At 41.8% G+C, this 18105-nt stretch carries 14 protein-coding genes; 2 read left to right on the top strand and 12 right to left on the bottom strand.

Annotation, left to right across the window (positions count from 1 at the left end):
* Positions 1–6: 6 nt before the first annotated feature.
* A complete protein-coding gene (locus KDN34_RS11100) occupies positions 7–1131 on the top strand; it encodes an HNH endonuclease (protein WP_212593849.1) in 1125 nt (374 codons plus the stop codon).
* Between the two features lie 238 nt (positions 1132–1369).
* On the opposite strand, the gene KDN34_RS11095 is transcribed toward KDN34_RS11100, so the two are convergent.
* The 9 genes from KDN34_RS11095 to hsdR form a co-directional block, all read right to left on the bottom strand.
* Complete coding sequence (locus tag KDN34_RS11095) at positions 1370–1762, bottom strand: group I intron-associated PD-(D/E)XK endonuclease (RefSeq protein WP_212593848.1); 393 nt, start codon at positions 1760–1762, stop codon at positions 1370–1372.
* A 271-nt stretch (positions 1763–2033) separates the two neighbouring features.
* Entirely contained in the window at positions 2034–2327 is a 294-nt protein-coding gene (locus tag KDN34_RS11090; RefSeq protein WP_212593847.1) for an ankyrin repeat domain-containing protein, read from the bottom strand.
* The gene (locus KDN34_RS11085) at positions 2324–4315 is read right to left on the bottom strand and encodes an ankyrin repeat domain-containing protein (protein WP_212593846.1); all 1992 of its coding nucleotides are present in this window, start codon (positions 4313–4315) and stop codon (positions 2324–2326) included. The genes KDN34_RS11090 and KDN34_RS11085 overlap by 4 nt, the downstream gene beginning before the upstream one ends.
* Before the next feature lie 262 nt (positions 4316–4577).
* On the bottom strand, positions 4578–4721 hold the full coding sequence (locus KDN34_RS11080; protein ID WP_212593845.1) for a hypothetical protein: 144 nt from the start codon (positions 4719–4721) through the stop codon (positions 4578–4580).
* A 209-nt stretch (positions 4722–4930) separates the two neighbouring features.
* Positions 4931–6826, bottom strand: a complete 1896-nt coding sequence (locus KDN34_RS11075) for a DUF262 domain-containing protein (RefSeq protein ID WP_212593844.1) — start codon at positions 6824–6826, stop codon at positions 4931–4933.
* The gene (locus tag KDN34_RS11070) at positions 6816–8156 is read right to left on the bottom strand and encodes a DUF262 domain-containing protein (RefSeq protein WP_212593843.1); all 1341 of its coding nucleotides are present in this window, start codon (positions 8154–8156) and stop codon (positions 6816–6818) included. The genes KDN34_RS11075 and KDN34_RS11070 overlap by 11 nt, the downstream gene beginning before the upstream one ends.
* A gap of 2 nt (positions 8157–8158) precedes the next feature.
* Positions 8159–9940, bottom strand: a complete 1782-nt coding sequence (locus KDN34_RS11065) for a restriction endonuclease subunit S (RefSeq protein WP_212593842.1) — start codon at positions 9938–9940, stop codon at positions 8159–8161.
* Between the two features lie 2 nt (positions 9941–9942).
* Entirely contained in the window at positions 9943–11436 is a 1494-nt protein-coding gene (locus KDN34_RS11060) for an N-6 DNA methylase (protein ID WP_212593841.1), read from the bottom strand.
* Between the two features lie 48 nt (positions 11437–11484).
* Positions 11485–13944, bottom strand: coding sequence for an EcoAI/FtnUII family type I restriction enzme subunit R (gene hsdR, locus KDN34_RS11055; protein WP_212593840.1), 2460 nt, complete (start codon positions 13942–13944; stop codon positions 11485–11487).
* Between the two features lie 841 nt (positions 13945–14785).
* On the opposite strand from hsdR, the gene KDN34_RS11050 reads away from it, so the two are divergent.
* A complete protein-coding gene (locus KDN34_RS11050; RefSeq protein WP_212593839.1) occupies positions 14786–15202 on the top strand; it encodes a hypothetical protein in 417 nt (138 codons plus the stop codon).
* Positions 15203–15295: 93 nt separating this feature from the next.
* Here the strand turns inward: KDN34_RS11050 and KDN34_RS11045 are convergent, their stop codons facing one another.
* Genes KDN34_RS11045 through KDN34_RS11035 form a run of 3 tightly spaced genes read right to left on the bottom strand, consistent with a single transcriptional unit; the run spans position 15296 to position 18103 of the window.
* Positions 15296–16375, bottom strand: a complete 1080-nt coding sequence (locus KDN34_RS11045; protein ID WP_212593838.1) for an SAVED domain-containing protein — start codon at positions 16373–16375, stop codon at positions 15296–15298.
* Positions 16372–16863: a hypothetical protein gene (locus KDN34_RS11040; RefSeq protein WP_212593837.1), complete on the bottom strand. Its 492-nt coding sequence runs from the start codon at positions 16861–16863 to the stop codon at positions 16372–16374. The genes KDN34_RS11045 and KDN34_RS11040 overlap by 4 nt, the downstream gene beginning before the upstream one ends.
* Positions 16853–18103: a nucleotidyltransferase domain-containing protein gene (locus KDN34_RS11035; protein ID WP_212593836.1), complete on the bottom strand. Its 1251-nt coding sequence runs from the start codon at positions 18101–18103 to the stop codon at positions 16853–16855. The genes KDN34_RS11040 and KDN34_RS11035 overlap by 11 nt, the downstream gene beginning before the upstream one ends.
* Between the last annotated feature and the right edge of the window lie 2 nt (positions 18104–18105).

The raw sequence follows: 18105 nt of genomic DNA, 5'->3' as shown, positions 1-18105 counted from the left end.
GAGACTATGTCGTTTGAATATTATCTTAATAAATTCCAACAGCTAAATACGATGCGTATTAACGGACATAACAAACCGCACAAGGTATGTATGCTTTTGGCAGTAATGTCGTTAATTGAAGAAGAACTCATTACTGAAAACAGAATTGAGCTTAATGAGTTACTTAAAAAGCGCTTCAGTGTTTATTTTGATCGATTGAAGATAACCGGTGATGTTGATAGCCCTGAAAATCCATTCTTTCATTTACGAACTGAGGGCTTTTGGCATCTTCGAACCCATGATGGTTACCAATTAGACGATCTGAGCCGTTACAGTAAAAATAAAATTGCTTATGCAACATTGGACGAAGAGTTGTTCGACTATTTTAGATCTTCAGTAAGTTGCATCGATCTGCGTTTGGCACTTTCGCAAAATCTTACGCAGTTATATGAACTTTATACACGGTGGTTTGAATCCCTTGGTAAAAGTCAGAAAACCATAAAAAATTATTGGGGGGCAGTTAAAAATACACTTTCAAAGATTGCTAATAATGCCGGACTAAGTAGTCAACCGTTAACTGAAATTTCTTCCCTATATCAATACCAACACATTGTGACACCTTTGAGAGAGCTTGCGGAATTTAAACAGTTAGATAAGAAAGGCAATGCTATGTATAGCAATGCGTTAAAATCCTATGCCAGTTTTTTATCCGATTTAAGTCAAGTGGACGTCACCGATGACGTTGAGCAGATTTGGCATGACCCTACATTGAAACCTACAGAAAAAACGACATTAGTTAGCGCCAGAATGGGCCAAGGGAAGTTTAGAGAGCGCTTATTTAATCTTTGGCACGGATGTGCAGTTACCAATTACCGAATGCCTGCACTACTTGTCGCTAGCCATATTAAACCTTGGCGTTCATCCAATAATAATGAACGACTAGATCCTTTTAACGGTTTGCTTCTTGTGGCTAATTTGGATAAAGCTTTTGACAAGGGGCTGATAACCTTTGAAAATAGTGGCGAAATCATCATTTCATCACAGTTAGAAAGACCGGAGATGCTTGGTATCAAGGCAGATATGAAATTGCGGAATAGTGGATTCAATCTTGACTATATGCATTATCATCGAGAACAAGTTTACCAAGGCTAATAGTGATATTAACTAATACAACTAATAATATGTAACACATTTAGGTAGCAAAAAAGTGTCAGCTCCAGATAAAGAAAAAGGACTGAAATCTTAACGAAATCAGTCCTTTAGGTGTGTGGTGGGGCGGCGTCATCTGAATTTGTGTTATATCAATATGATTTATATAAAAAATACTTAATTCATAATTTTAAGATGTACCTATTAATGTACCTAAATGTTTGATTGATTAAAAAATAATCTACACACGGGCAAACATCATATTGAAGTTCTTATGGTGCTGATGGAACCGAATGTGTCCATCACTATTCAACCTAGTCTTGCCTCGAAATGGAGGCGTGATGTATCCCCAATTATCTAATCTTGAGAAGAACAAAACATAATCAATATCAACGCCTTCCCACTGGGATTCAACGACGATATTATCATCGTGGGTATCGAGTGATTTTACTTGAATACGATAGAAGTGAGTCCCGTCAGAAATAACTAAGTCTGTCTTGCTTCCATGATCCGTCATGGGTAAGAACACTTCCCAACCGTCCATTTGGAACCAGGACGCTGCTAACGTTTCGTAAGAGATACTTTTAAAGAATTTAGCTGTTTCAGGTTTAGTCGGAGTTTGTTTGATAGGCATGTTGTTTCAACCCTAAACTTATACCCATACCAGCTCAGTGGCTGCTGATAGAGTAACAAAAGCATCTAAAAGACACTTTCAGTTAGGATTCACAACTACATCTTAGATGGTAGTCCATGGCAAAGCGGCCAAGCTTGGATTTCAGGTGAAACCTATACTCTCCATAAATGCCAATTCTGGTATCACACCGGTGAATCACGTTCAAACATAAGTTAACGATTGTTCTAAAAGCTGTCAATCGCTAACGTTAAAATGAAAGGAACTGAAAGAACTAACAAAAACCGGCATTAGGAGCTATATCTCGTAGAACTCGTAGCACGCCCTGTGATTTGAAATATGTTGCTATCTCAAAGAGTGAAACATCATTTCCGTTCTCAGTATTTTTATACGTTTTACGCAGATCCCCTCCAGCTATGAGCATTGATTCAAAAAGCTCTTTTTCATCGTTTTCTGCGGCAAGCATTAGTGGCGTATAGCCGTTTATTGGGCTTTTGTGCTCAGCATTGACATCTGCACCTGCCTTAATCAATGTTCGAGCTATTTTTCTTAGCTCTATAATATTCATATGTTTTTTATGTTTGAGAAACTGATATCAATCGTTAACTCCCTCACAAATTTAAAACGAGGATCTTTCTTCATTTTTTCATAAGAGCTGTATTGATCTTGAAGTGTGAACCCTGTCATCCCTTGGCTTTGTCTACGTATGGCATCTAATGCTTCAGGAGTGATTGGCATAGAAAGTAGAAGCTCTTTACTTCTAATTGGATTTTTTAATGTTTCGATGAGCTTTAAACAGATATTTAAAGCTGTTTGTTCATCAGTTTTCCCTCTACCGTTAGGGTCTGCCCCCATGCTTAGTATCTCATTAACAATATGTAATTTGCCTGATTCTACAGCTGAAATAATTGGTAAGAGTCTCTTTTTTTGTGTTCTAGTATTGATAGTCTTTATATCATGTGGCTTGCTTTTTATTATGTTATAAGTCGTTTCATCTAAAGAGCGATATAATGGACTTCTTGTGATCAAAGCTTCTGGTTGAAACTCTGTTACATTTAGTGCTTCTAAAGCCATCAATAACGGCGTGTCTCCGACTTCTGAGAATACATTAACATTAGCACCCTCATCTAATAATCTTTGGCAAATTTCATGTTTTTCTAACAGTGCAAACCAAACAAGTTGTGGCATTGTTCGCTGCCATGTTTCTCCCACTTTAATGTTCCTGTTGGGATTTCTATAGTCTGGTACGATTTTTGAGATATCTGTAAATATCAACGGTCCAAATTCACCTTTGATATGCTCATAACTAACGCCTTTAAATAGCCCTTTGGAAGGGAATACTCGATCGAAATGCGTTCTCCAGTTTTTTAATTCCCAATCTTCAATATTGTCAGAGAATTTTTGAGAAGGGGCTGCTGTAGTGACAGATGGTATATCGTAACCGAATAAGATTAGTGCCCATTTTAGCTGTTTTAGAAATACTCGGTCCGGATTACTTTGGCTCGCAGCAACAACTAGCGCCTCCTCAATTATATGTTTTTGCCCATCACCTGCAATAAATAGGGAATTTTCAACAGCGGATTTATAAAAAGAATTTGCATCAACTAACTTACCAGAAAAGATTAGCCAACGAGCTTCATGCCAGTCTATCCAATATAGAGCTGATTTCAGCCGTTCTGAACTAATAATTTGTGCTCTAAGCTTATCAATGGTTTCTTTGAAAAACGTTGGATTTGATTTTTCCTTTGTTCTCATAAGCCCATTTTGAAGTTCAGCGACTAGTTGTCGTTGCTCTTGAGTTGAGTTTTTATGGTATTCCCACTGCGCCAAACGAACTTCATCTGGAATTGACAAATGTTGCTCTGCTCCCCACATGGTGAGGCGGGCTTCCTCAATCAGTGTTTTCCCAAGTTCAAATGCTTTGATGTAGTCAATTGCTCTAGCAAAGAAAATGAGTGGTTTAATTCGTTTCCAATCCAAACTAACAGTAGAACTGCTTTTTTCAATCAGAGTTATGGACGTGGCTGAAGGTAATTCCTTGCCTCTAGACCATGAGCCAAGCATATCTTTCTGATCTTTTTCTAGGCTCGCTATGAACGAGTTCCAATCAGCATCATGTTCTCCAATCCAGTTAAAAATTCCACCCACTGAACTCGCTTCACTGGCAAACCAAAAATCAGCTTGTGGTCCACCAATTTGGCTGTGAAGTATTGTCGCTATGTGTATAACATATTCTTTAACGATGGTTTTTGATAAAAAATTGAGAACAAAGTGTCGGTTTAGTCCATCAACAGCTATGTTTGCTGTGATTTGAGTCGTGTACTGTTTGAGAAATGAACGTAGGACGTCCGTCATCAGTGCCGATGTTTTTTCCCCTATGTATTTGTTAAGGTTCTCTGAAAAGACGTCATCAATAAAAACCTCTACTTCACGTGGGTCATAGATTTTTTGCTTAGCTAAATCATCAAGGCGTTTGTTTGATTGCTTGAGGTCAAAACATCGCAGTACAAAACGAATGATTTCGAATGAGTTTGGATAGATAGCTTGATTGGTCATCTAACATTCCCTGTCGTTAGTTGTCGAACGTTCCGATAAAAATTCCTCCAAGCGCGGTAGTCACTCGGTGTCGAAGGAACCGTTAGTCTGCTTCCTTCTGGTGATATTATCGAAGGATGCTTACTGCCTTTTTTTACAATCCAACCTAGTTTAAGCAGGTCATATACTTTTTGATTGATATTTTTATCTTTGCTGTATCGCTTCATTGTGGCCCTCCAGCCAAAGAACCGGCTTCTGTATGAAGCCGGTTAAAGAGCTAGAGTTACTTGCCTTTCGCTGGTGCGTTACCACGACCGTCACCAGAAACCTTACCTGTTGTACTCGGCCAGTTACCACCGTTGCCAGGGTGGCTTGAAGGACCACGTCCGCCGGATTTGGCACCTGAATTGCTGTTAGAGTTAGCCATGTTCATTTCCTCAGATTTATTCACCCGATATTGGGTGAGTGCAGGATATGAAGATGCCCTCAATTCTTCAGCTAGGCGGTTGGCGGAAAAATTTTAAATTTTACATAAAGATGAAAAGTGTATTATAAAACAAAGTGTTGCTGTGACTTTTGAGAGCTAAAAATCTTCTAACATTAGTACGATTCGTGCTGGTGTCGAAGATGCTTAAGCTACACACGACCGCAAATCGTTGTCGCTTGTCTACGGAGTACGTTTATCATCTCTTTTTCATGATTTTTGATATTGTCATATCCCGCTCCGTCAGGTCCCCAATCTTCATAACTCATCATGATGGCTTGCTTCAAACTCTCGGCGCGCTTGTTCTCTCGATAGAATTTCTTCTTATCCGCTGGAGAGTAGTTACTCAATTTAGAATTGTTGCTCGGTGAAATTAAACAAAGATTGCCAAAACGATCGACATCACTCATAGCTTCATGCCCTGATGGATCTTTCTGTGGGAAATAGTGTTCAACAGACGTTCTGAACGAGAATTGAAAATCATCAAGCTGTTTCCCTAACGCAGCTCGACCAATGCCGTCAAAGGTTTCCCCTTTAACTAAACGCTTCCAAAGTAAATAGTCCAAACGGTTAAAAATAAAGTTTTGAACGCCGGTTCCTGCATCAAGCACCGACTTATTGAATGTTCCGTCAGGACAACAAATTTCTTCAAAGTACCGATCACTTAGTCGCTCTAACGCACTCAGATAATCTTCACCACCCACGTCTAAGGTATCTCTACCTGTCAATCGACCTAAAATAGCCAGTGCGTCATTTAACCAACGCTTATAAATCAATGCTGGATTCGATACATGGAACATAGACAGTATCATCGCCAGTTGTTGGTTGACCTCGTTACTCTCATCCTTACCAAATGAGTTTACATAGCTAAAGCTTTCCGAGTATTTTTCAAGCGTTAACAAACTCCACTTCTCGTCAAAGTCTCGTTTGACGATATATCTGTCGAACAAGATCCTGTATTTCAACAAATTAAACACAAATTCACTCGGTTCGACCTCAAGCTGATGAGCATCGTCATAAAATGCTTCAAGCAGCTTTTTATCGTCTAAAGAAACGTTGTCATCGACGGTAATCTTAAGAACATGCAGTAAGAAATTAGAGAAATCGATAATCGATTCAAAGCGTTCTTCTTTTTCATTTTCAAGATCATCCGTTTTATCAAAACGCTTTTTGTCTCGAATAATATTTAACAGCGTAATATCTTGTTCGGATTGCTTTGCTTCACTGAAGTGCTGTTGAATCTCTGAAAAATCACTCGGAAATGCTTGCCATTTATCACCAAATACCGCAGTTCGGATAGAAGGTTCAAAACCTAATTGAACATATCGCTTCATATTGGCGCAGGCGTCCCATATAGCCGAAAAACAATCTCGCGCGGGCTGATTATCAGCGTAAACCGACATCAAATTCGCTTTAAGCACTTCATGCTTTTCCAGTTGTTCACCGCGATTATTCATGATTTCGAAGTAATGATTTAGGTCAGTATCTTTGGGGACAGATACTCGCAAAATCACCACGTGCTCAAGTAGGTATTGGCAGAATACAGCAATGTCTAACTTTTTCGTTTTAAAGTAGCGGTCAATAATATCGTAGGCAGCATGAATACTCGGCTCTTCCGATTCACCGTTACCGGCGTTCTCATACAGATCATTCAATGCTCGCTCAGATTTCGGACGACTATCGAAGGTTAAATTAAGTTCCAGCCCCTCTAAACCTGATTGAGTTAACCATTGCTGGTTCTTTAGGTAAGCCAACAAAATTGACAACGTGGTATGACGCTGCTGCCCATCAATGGTTTCATAGACTTGAACTTGCAGACTCGGCTGACGTTCACGCTCATAAACCACTAGGCTACCGAGAAAATAATCCTTCGCTTGTTCACCAGTAACATCCTTATCAGCCGCATCATAAATATCTCGAATAAGCTGTTCGATTTCTGGCGCACCCCATGCGTAATTGCGTTGATAAATAGGAATGACATATCGACTCAATGGCTCAAAGAGCTTTTTAATCGGCAATGACTGAAGATCTTTATCGTTATTTTTCATTGGGTTTGCCATAAATCATTGAGTGAATTGAGTCCTCTACATGCTTTGCGTTATTGAATCGGACTTGCTCAACAACGGGTGGCTGGAATGATAGAACCTGCTGAGGATGAATCGCTTTACGGATCACGCGAAATAGACTGGTACCTTCAAAACCTCGCGCATAATTGTCGATAGATTCCATCCCTATGCGCTGCAAGTTAAGGCGCAAATAATACGCCCAGCGATAACCGATTTTCGCTGCGCTATCGAGTTCGATAGCACCAAATTTATCGAAATAGTACATCACTGCACACATAAATAGGTTTCTAACGTATCGGTCGCCTTTTCTCCACGTCATTTCATTAACCGCATAATCTTCGATAAACTTGTGCAGCAGACCATTTTGATCGTTAAACAACCGCTTATGGATAACGATATAGTGTTGAATGTACTCAAAAAAGCGTTGTCCGTTAATCATGGTTTGATCAACTTGAAAAGGATAATTCTTAAGCTGTTTATCCCATCTTCGGACCGGATCTGCATTGTAACTATTTACGGCATAATCAAGGGCTAGCATCGATTCAGCATAGGCGTAATGCGTCGTCTCTAAGTTAATGCCTTTAAACACGTCAATGTTGTGACGACTAAATTGAATACCATAATCACCATCAACCCAACGGCGCATCCGGAATAAGAACTCACCCATAATTGTATGCAAGTTCACTGACTCGTCATCAGGGTTCACGCCTTGTTCCCACAGCTTGACATGATGCAGGCGCTCACTCTGCTGCGAAGAATCCATCATTTCCCGCAGGTGGTAGGCTTTAAGCAAATCATAAGGTGCCAACGCTTTACCACGCGCATTTTGAGAATCAAAAAACTGAAAGGCTTCACTAAGGTTATCCAGTGTCACTTCAATGAGTTCACATTTTTTCAGGACAAACTCAAGCAGTGACGATTTATCGCTTTCCGATAAACCCACAAAACGCTCATGAATGATCTGAGCATTGTGTTTGAGGTTTTGAATACTGATGGAAGAGGTGAATTCACGTTCGAGTAAGGTTGGTGAGATACGCTTTCGATTTGGATCTAACACCGCGCAAATCAGGGTTAAGGTCAGCAAGCGCTGCTGACCATCCACTATATCGAAATGACTGTTGTCACCCTTTTCCTGATGTAACACCACCGTACCAAGGCGGTAACACGACTTGGTACGGTGATTCAGAATATCGTCAATCAGTTGGTTAACGTGTTTGGGTAACCATTTATAGGGGCGTTGGTAGGTCGGAATTTTGAGCTTGCGTCCCAACAGTTCCGAAATGGTTTGGACTTGGTTTGAACGGATAGCCACGGTTATATAACCTGTTCGATGATTGCATCAGTCAGGCTTAATTGAGTTTTTTTAGATTCAATTAATCGTTGTTGTAATTGCTCACAAAAAGCCAATAAATCAGATAGTTTTGCCACTATTAATTTATGCTGGTTGAGCGGTGGTAAAGGCACTTTAGTACTAGACAGTCGATTCAATGCCATTTTCTGAACACCAACCTGCTTAGTTTTATCAATAAACTGCTCTTGTGCAAATTTACTACTCAGAAACTGGTATAAATAACTTTTATCAAGGTTTAGGAATGGCGACAATCTCGCAGCATTTTCGGTCAGATTCATCCCACTTAACTCTACAGGAACTAAGCCACACTTTCCGATGGTTGCCCCCACGATAGTCATATAAATATCATCTGAAGTAATGATGTAGTTTTTAATTTGTTCTTGGGTATCCTTAGATAGGTAATGTAAATCCGCTGTACTAATAGTTCCATCCTTCATATCCGAAACTCGAATATAAACAAACGGCGTAGGTGTAGTGGTTAAAGCTTGCCCTTTTGGTAGTCGCTTTCCTCCCCTTATATTTACCAGTTGACCGAGACTACACCACTCCCACCCATTCGGCAGTTCAAACGGCTTTTCATCATCATTAATCGGCGGCAACGCTTTTTGTTTTTTGATTTTCCCGTCTTTCACCAACTGGGCTTTTTCTTTGGCGATACGCTTAAGCAGCTCTGATGCAGGTTCATCGGCAGGATTTTGCGGTACCAGTTTACCCATTACCGCCAATTGCAGAATAGTTTGTTTAAGCTGGTCGATGCTCTCTTCGGTGGTGAATAGGGTATCGAAATGGGCGCTGATGCGCTGCCAGTTTTCAATTAACTCTTCAGCATCGGCACTGTTGGTTAAGGTTGCCAACAGGGTTTCAAACAACACCTGATGCGCTGTAATACTGGCTTCGGTTTGCTGTTCCAGTTGGTCGCAGAGCTTCATTAGTTCATCGACTTTGGCGACGATGCGGTGTTGTTCTTCAAGAGGAGGTATTGATATCACTAAAGGATTAAGTTTTTCTAGTGAAATATTTGCGATATTTGTCGTTTGACTCGCACTTCCAATTAGTTGTTCCCTAACATGAGGAGTTCGGAAAATTAACATCAAAAATGCTGAATTGAGTTTATATGGTCTTATAACACTCAAAAAACCACCAAATGTTGCGCCATTATCAGCGGGGATTGAATATGTATAAGATACTTTACCAACAAGCTCTCGACTGTTAGCCATAGACATAACTATGTCACCAATCGATAAAAATTGGTCATTTCTTTTTACATATGACGAATCGACATATATTAAATCATCCCAATCAATTTCTTGTTGTACATTTGCTGTGCGCAAGCAAGCAATTAAACCATCGGAAGGCTCTAAGTTTTTAGCGCTCGCAGGAAATGTAATTCCTCTGATGATTGATACACATTCTCCCAAACGAATATATTGCCATCCCAAAGGTAACTGAAAAAGCTGCTCTTCAGTTACAATATCTGGCAATTTTTTTGTTTTTTTTATCTTCTTATCTTTAATCAGTTGCTTTTTTTCTTCCGCAATTCTCTCAAGCAACACCGACGCTGGCTCATCATTTGGATCTTGCGGCACTAACTTACCACGCACTGCCAATTCTAAAATCAGCTCACGCAGTTTTTTAATGCCGTATAAATCAAGTTTGCTGCTGGTACCACGACCTGCGGTTGATTTGGTTTGTACCGCAGAGGTCCAGATATCTATATGTTGGGTGATTAAGCTTTCTACCGACATGCTTACGCCTCACCATTCACAGTTGATTGCAACGCATTACCTAGAATGTCTTTTAGCTGGTTACGCAGCGCGGTGATCTCTTGCTGCTGCTGTTCATAGCTGGCAAGCAGTTCTTCAGGGTCGTAGCTTTCAACTTCTTCTTGATATGGATTTTTGATATCCAAGTTGAAGTTGCGCTCGATAATGTCATCGATTGAGACTTTCCACGCCTGCTTGGTTTCAACACGGCTGGCAAAACCATCTTCTTCTGAACCCCACCAATCAATCTCGGTTTGGAACTCTTCAAACTTCATCGGTTTGGTTTTGTTGTAATTTTTTACGCCGTCAGGGTAGGGATGTTCATAGAACCACACATCTTTGGTTGGTTGGCCTTTATTGAAAAACAGGATGTTGGTTTTGATGCCGGTGTAAGGGTTAAACACGCCATTTGGCAGACGCACGATGGTGTGCAAGTTACATTCTTCGGTCAGTAACTTTTTAATCTTGGTTTTAACGCCTTCACCAAACAGAGTGCCGTCTGGCAGAACCACACCTGCACGGCCACCGGCTTTATTGGCTGTAGGTTCGGCAAGTACTTCAATAATCAATTGCAGGAACAAATCTGCCGTTTCACGGGTTTGCATCTCTGCTGGGAAGTTTTTCTCAATACCGTCTTCTTCGGTGCCACCGAATGGCGGGTTAGTCGCAATCACATCGATATCACTATCCCAACTGGACAGCGGTTTGTTGAGTGTGTTGCCGTGCTTGATTTGCACAGGTACTTCAACGCCGTGCAGCATCATGTTGGTGACACACAACAGGTGAGGGAGTTGCTTTTTCTCAACGCCGTGAATTTGTTGCTGCAAGGTTTGATGGTCGGCACTGGTTTTGACGTAGTTGGTTTTTACATGGTCAAAACTACAGGCTAGAAAGCCCCCCGTACCACAGGCTGGATCCATGATGCTTTCGCCAAGTTTAGGATCTAAACGATTCACAATAAACTGAGTGACGGCGCGCGGCGTGTAGAATTCGCCTGCATTACCGGCACTTTGTAAGTCTTTTAATATTTGCTCGTAGATATCACCAAACAGATGGCGCTCGTTGGAGTTGGTGAAGTCAATCTCATTGAGTTTATTGATGACTTGGCGCAGTAGCGTGCCGTTCTTCATGTAGTTGAAAGCATCGCTAAAGGCTTCACGTACCACGTGGCCGCGTGGGTTTAAGTCTTTTGGTGCCGTCAGGGTTTTTAAATCAAAAAACAGTTCGTCATTGATGAAATCGAGCAGTTCATCGCCGGTGATCCCTTCAGGGTTTTGCGCCCAATTGCGCCACAGGTATTTTTCTGGAATTGGTGTTTTGTAGTCATCCAGTTCTAATTCGAGTTCTTCTTCACGGGCATCAAAAATTTTGAGGAATAGTAACCAAGACATTTGGCCTAGACGCTGCGCATCGCCATCGACACCGGCATCTTTACGCATAATGTCTTGAAGGGATTTAATTACTGAACTGATGGACATTAGTTTCTCGTTGTTTGTTTTGTTTATGCTGTTACTGGTGTATGGCTATTACGCTGTTTGGGAATCAATACTGTAAAGCTGCGCTTCTAGCTCTTGAATCGCCGCTAAGTACTGCGGCTTACCACCAAAACCTTGTTTGATAATTTCTGTCATGCTGCCTAATTCGGTGAACGGGGCAACTTTGAGGACGGTGATGTTTTCGACTTCGCTAACACCTGCATCGGCGTATTTATCGAGCAAACTTTGTAGCACTTGTTGAGCAACATCGCCGTACTTGGTGAAGTAGTTGCGCTTTTTAACCTGGTCAGCACGTTCTTTACGGGTTAATGGCGGCATATCATAGACGACATGGCAGATCATATCGAATGGATCGAGTTCTTTGCCGACTTCTTGTTCAAGCACTTCCCAAATCACGCCCATGTCGGCCAATTCATCGATAATGGCTTGCTTACGGTCTGATGCTTGCCACTTTTTGGCAAATTCATCGAGCGAAGCAAATTCTTTGATGATGGTTTTGCGGGTGTAATCTTTGAAAGACTCAGTAACGAGCTTGCCATCGCTGTCGTAGTATTGAATACGTTCAGCCAGGGCTTTGACTGCTACACCATTTACATAAAATTTACGGACTTTGTCGGATTCTTCAGTCCAGTCGTCGCCGCCTAGGTTGGCATTGTCTGCGGAGTTGGCGTTTGGTTCATAAGGCGCATCAGGCTCTTGAATAGTGTCGTCCATTTCTTCATCGCCGAATGGATTTGCTGTTTCATCCTCTCCCGTTCCATCGATGATATCGGTCAGCTCGTCTTCGTTGTCGAAATCTTCTGGCTTTGTGACTTTGACGCGCTCAGGTATGCCGTCAAAGTGTTCGTCGGCGAATAGCTCGGTAGCTTTTTTGAAGTCGAGAATAGTAAACCAGAGTTTGCCGTATTTATCATCGATACGTGTACCGCGCCCGACAATTTGCTTGAATTTGGTCATCGACTGAATGGATTGATCGAGCACTACCAGTTTGCAAGTTTTGGCATCAACGCCAGTAGTCATTAGCTCTGAAGTGGTGGTAATGACCGGATACTTTTTCTTGGGGTTAATGAAGTTGTCTAACTGGGCTTTGCCGATTTCATCATCGCCGGTAATCTTCATCACGTACTTTTCGTTTTTGGCGACTTGCTCGGGATTGAGATTAACCAGTGCGCGGCGCATACGTTCGGCGTGATCAATATCGTCACAGAAAACTATGGTTTTGGCCATAGGATCGGTTTTCTGCAAATAGCTGGTAATGGTCTTAGCGACGAGCTCGGTACGTTCATCAATTACCAAAGTACGGTCGAAATCTTTTTGGTTGTAGATGCGGTCTTCAATCAACTCACCATGCTTATCGACCTGGTCTTTGGTAGGGCGCCAACCTTGGACATCGACATCAATATCCACGCGAATGACTTTGTAAGGCGCGAGGAAGCCGTCTTCAATCCCTTGTTTGAGTGAATAGGTGTAAATAGGCTCGCCAAAGTACTCGATATTAGATACTTCTTCGGTTTCTTTGGGTGTAGCCGTAAGACCAATTTGGGTGGCGGAACTGAAGTAATCGAGAATTTCGCGCCATGCGCTATCTTCGGCTGCGCTACCGCGGTGGCATTCGTCTACGACGATTAAATCAAAGAAGTTTGGGTCAACCTGCTTGTAAGCTTTTTGCTGTTCTTCGGGACCGGTGAGGGCTTGATAGAGTGCCAGGTGTACTTCAAAGGCAGGGTCAACAGTGCGGCCAGTGACTTTGGTCATCGCTGTACCGAACGGTTGAAAATCGTTGTTTTTGGTCTGGTCTACCAGAATGTTGCGATCGGCTAAAAATAGGATGCGCTTCTTCGCTTTAGCCTTCCATAAGCGCCAAATAATTTGAAAGGCAGTGTAGGTTTTACCGGTGCCGGTCGCCATGACCAGTAATACACGGTCTTGGCCTGCTGCGACTGCTTCTACGGTTTTGTTGATGGCTTGTAGTTGATAGTAGCGGGGTGACTTACCACTGCCATCGTCATAGTAATCCTGGGTGATGATGGGCAGGTTTTCGGTTTTATAGCCTTTCCAGTTACAGAATTTGTCCCAAAGTTGTTGTGGAGTAGGGAAGTCTGCAAGGGCAATTTCAGTTTCTAACGTTGTAGCATTGGTTTTGTCATGAAAGATAAAACCGTCACCATTAGAGGCAAAGATAAACGGTACATCGAGCAGGTTGGCATAATCTAACCCTTGCTGCATGCCTTTACCTATTTCGTGTTTATTGGCTTTGGCTTCTATTACAGCTAAGGGCATGCTGGGTTTGTGGTAAAGCACGATGTCGGCAGATTTAACTGTGCGCCTAGCCGCAGCATTACCGCGCACAATCACTTTGCCATCACGCAGTTTCACCTCTTGGCGAATTTGCGTCATATCATCCCAGCCGACCTTTTTGACTGCCGGAAGGATGAATTTGCTAATGATGTCTGTCTCTGACAGCTTGCTCTTGTCGATTTTTGCTTCCATGCCACTGAGGTAAATTGAAACAGTGTGGATCTAATATACATAAAAACTGATACAAAACTGAGCAATTCATCACTTGATTATGAAAATACGTGTACCCGCTTGTTGTAGAAGTTAGGCAAAATGGTCTAATCAAGTCTACCTGGCGCGGAATCCGCGCTTGTGCGCGCAGAGTTTGAAAGGTGCGAGGGTGTTTGCTTAGAAAGTCAGTGATAACTCAACTGTATAATGTACTTCTGTTGTGAATATATTGGGTGTTTTATAGATAACACCAAGTGACTTGTACTACATCAATAAACTGCACAGAGGGCATATTGATAAGAGACACAGCACCGTGACGGGGTGCTACGCATCACAACGTCATCATAGAGCCGTACCTCGATGCCGTTACCATTATGGCAAGTATAACAAGACCAATTACTGATGGCAGTGTTTATGCGCATTTGTACATTAGGAGTTAGGGCAAATGGTCTATTGAAGTCTATCGGGAGTTTAATCCGCGCAAGTGCGCGCAGTGTTTGAAAAGTGTGAAGGTATTTGTTTTGAAAATCAGTGATCACTCAGGCACTGAACAGTACTTATGTAGTGATGAATCACTGAGTACTTAGTGAACTATCAATGAGAAAACTGTGAGTCGATAGCGCGGATGTAGATGCATCAAAATTAAGCCGAAGAAACAAAGAGGCAGATTTGTTTCTGACTGTAAACCGCCGATAATGTTGTTAATGGTCATTATTTGGTCATGCCATATTAACTATAAAGTGTTATCATACAAGCTACGGCTACGCATGTATAAAACGAGTTAACTTCGAATTACTTAATAATAGAAATGGAACTTCTATAGATGAAAAAATTACTCCTGCTCACTTATCTAAGCTTATCAATCACCACATTCTCAGCGTTCGCAGATCAGCCAATTAAAGATCTTATAGATGTCGCTGTACCTGTAAATGTTGATGGTACTCAATTCACTTTGGAGGAAGTCCAAAGAGCTATTTTAACAGGATGCAAAGCGAGAGGGTGGACACCAGTGCTTAATGGCCAGAATGCGATAAAAGCCTCAATCCTTGTTCGATCCAAACATTTTGCAGAGATAAGTATTCCATTCAGCAGCAACTCATACTCCATAAAATACATCCGCTCTGAAGGATTGGACTATGATCCTGATGAATTAACCATTCACCGAAATTATAACAAATGGGTGGTCATGCTAAGTGGATCAATTCAGAGACAATTTGGTGTTAGAAGCCAAGGCTATTAATAAACATCCATATTAGGTTTGCGTGTAAACCTCCCCTAAAATAGTGACGCTATCTTTCATGGTTAAACATCAAGTGACAGGCTTGAATTCTGATTACACTATTAATGGTATTTCACCTTCTTCATGAGGTATTTTTAAACACCATGGATATCTCAACTTTTGTTGACGTTCGTATTGATAGACTGAAACGCTCGGAAGATTACGTTTGTCATATGCTTGCCCAAATCTGAAGGCAACACTGTTCTGGCATGCAAGGACGAGGTGTATGTGCTCCACCCCTTGACCTAGCAACTTCTTGCAATATTCAAGGAATTCCCCACTCAGCCGATCTTGCTTTTCTTTCGACCAGTGATTGTTTCTGTCAAGCAACGGCAGTGATAAGTAGTGAACTGGCAAACCAGTGAAAACCGAAGCAATTGCGTGCCTATCAACGGGGTAAGAAACCGAGACTGCGAGTACAACGGAATTACCTTTGATCAATGAAGGTTCAATGCTGAACTGTTCCCCGTCGTCAACGCCATCCAGTCCTCGCCAGTCCCCTACATCTCTATCCCAGTCATAAACATAGATTTGGCTCTCATCATCCAGCAGGTAGCCGGTATAAAACGTAAATGGAACTGGCGAAACTCCACCATAGACGATTGAAATATCAGACGCCGCTGACTGAGCGGTTCTCTCATCAAGGCTCATTTTCAAGTTATTAACCCTGGCTAACGCCACATCAGGTCTAGTGATTACGTTGTCAGTAATTTTTTCCCGGATGTCATTAACTATTGATTCTACCTGCCATGAGCACTTGATTTTTATATACTCACTCAATGGTGAATCCGATGTATCGACCAAGCCTCGTTGCTCGATGACTATGGTTTTCTTTTTGTCGTTACGCTTTTTTTCGTCACGGTAACGCTGGTATTCCCAGACAGCCCCAAACACAATCAACCCGATTTCAACTATTAAACAGCTAACTACAATAAACTGCGCAGTACTTGAAGATTGATACCCCAATGAGAAGGTGCTCTCTGCATCTTTGTACATGATCGATACAGCCCAACTCCCAGCCAATGTCAGAGGTAAAAAGTAAACCCCAGCCCTGAAAACCATCAATGCTGGTGAACGTTTTCTAAACAACCAATCTGCCGCTTTTTCAATAAAATAACTGATAGCTTTGTTCATCTTCCGCTCTCTTCAATCACATCATGTTCAACACCACCGCCGTCCCATTCACCACTGGATAACCAAAACTCAAAGTACATTAGCCACATTGCAGCCCACGGCAGAATCGTGTTTGCCAAGAACATGGTTGGTTGCCATTCGCTGACTTTGTTTATTTTTTTGACCGAAGGTAAGTAAAGACAGAGTTGAGTCCCCATTATTCCAGTTTGATTCTGATAGATATGTGGTATTTTTCGGCCCTGGGCCAAGGTTGATAAATCAGGATCTTTAACGACACAGACTGGGGAATGACTTAGGGTATACCTAATAACTACACTGTATTTCCTAGAAAATAGAGTCGGTTGGAGCGTTCCCTCCCACTGGACAGTTTTGTCATTATCAGAAATTACGGTTGTTCCTGGACATAACTGCTTCAAAGCTAGATATTGTTCACCTATGCTAATTTCTGGCAGTTCCAATCGCCTTAAAAAAGAAGGATCAGTCCCCATAGAACTGATTCCTTATAACTGGTACTACCGAGTTAACTGTCCGCGTTGCCGAATGTGCACTTTCGGAAGTGACAGCTGTTATTGCTCCCGTCCCCAGTGCAATGCCAAGAGTTCCATTACTTCTGTGCGTATTAACTGCTTCTATAATTCGGGCTCTAGCGGCATTTACCGGCCGTTCGCCAAATGCAGTAGACAGTGCAGCAAAAACATTATCCATTCCTTGTTTATTTGCATCGGCCAGACATTCGAACGTGTCTACTGCTGCTAAGTGCCAAGCTCTAAATGCATTTCGGTATTTTTGCCCTTCTTGTCTTTCGACACGATTCCACTTCTCAGCGTAGTTTTCCGCTCTCATAGTTGGATTTGTGACAAGAACCTCTTCAACATCTCCTTCAATGTGCAGCGGCATAAGCTCAATAACATCTAGGATCAAATCAAACTCGTTATCGTATTTTTTCCCAGATCTTACAATCTCAACATAAGCTAGACTGGCCAGCATTGTTATTATCACTGAAATTGGTCTGAAATCAGCATGTAAATTACCATCCAGCTGGGACCAAACATCTCTATGACGTTTCAAAATTTGGACGATCCGATTAAGTAGTTTTTTCTTTGACTGATCAGGTAATTCAGTAACAGATTTGTTAGTCAAAGCTTCTAGAGCTACTTGCGTTCTACGAATTATAGGCATCATGGAACAGGCTCTATCAAAACCCTGAGCCATTCCTTCTGGGTTAGATTCCTTAAAGCCTATGCGTTTATCGACAACCCACAAAGGATGGCCTTGCAACTCCTGAAAGTCGTGTGCCTTGGCTGGTGTGATATCTAGGTGATAATCCCCCTTGTAATTAATTCGAAAACCTCTTGGCAGATCTTCTACCAAATCCTTATATACATCGTTGTCCAGTAGATGCCGTTTAACAACGTCGACAATTTCCTCTCGAGTCGCATAGCTTGCATGTGGCAAAAATAGAACAAGATCTACGTCAAACTCTTCCTGAAAAAGTGGCTTATTTGTTGTTCGAAGACGCATAGAACCCTGAGGATATATTTGAGCATCTTCTAGCAAAGGATGCTCACAATTCGCCAGATAGTCACCGACAGCATGATAAGCTGTCTCAATACGCTCTCGCTGCCCTTTAGTCAGATCGAGATTGTCAAATACTGAGTCCAAAATATCCACCAACATGGATTTCTTGTCTTCACTTAGAGCACGTGCATTATTGAATAATGTGGTCATGG

The sequence above is a fragment of the Shewanella yunxiaonensis genome (assembly GCF_018223345.1).
Taxonomy (GTDB): domain Bacteria; phylum Pseudomonadota; class Gammaproteobacteria; order Enterobacterales; family Shewanellaceae; genus Shewanella; species Shewanella yunxiaonensis.
This window is presented reverse-complemented; position numbering and strand designations above follow the sequence as displayed.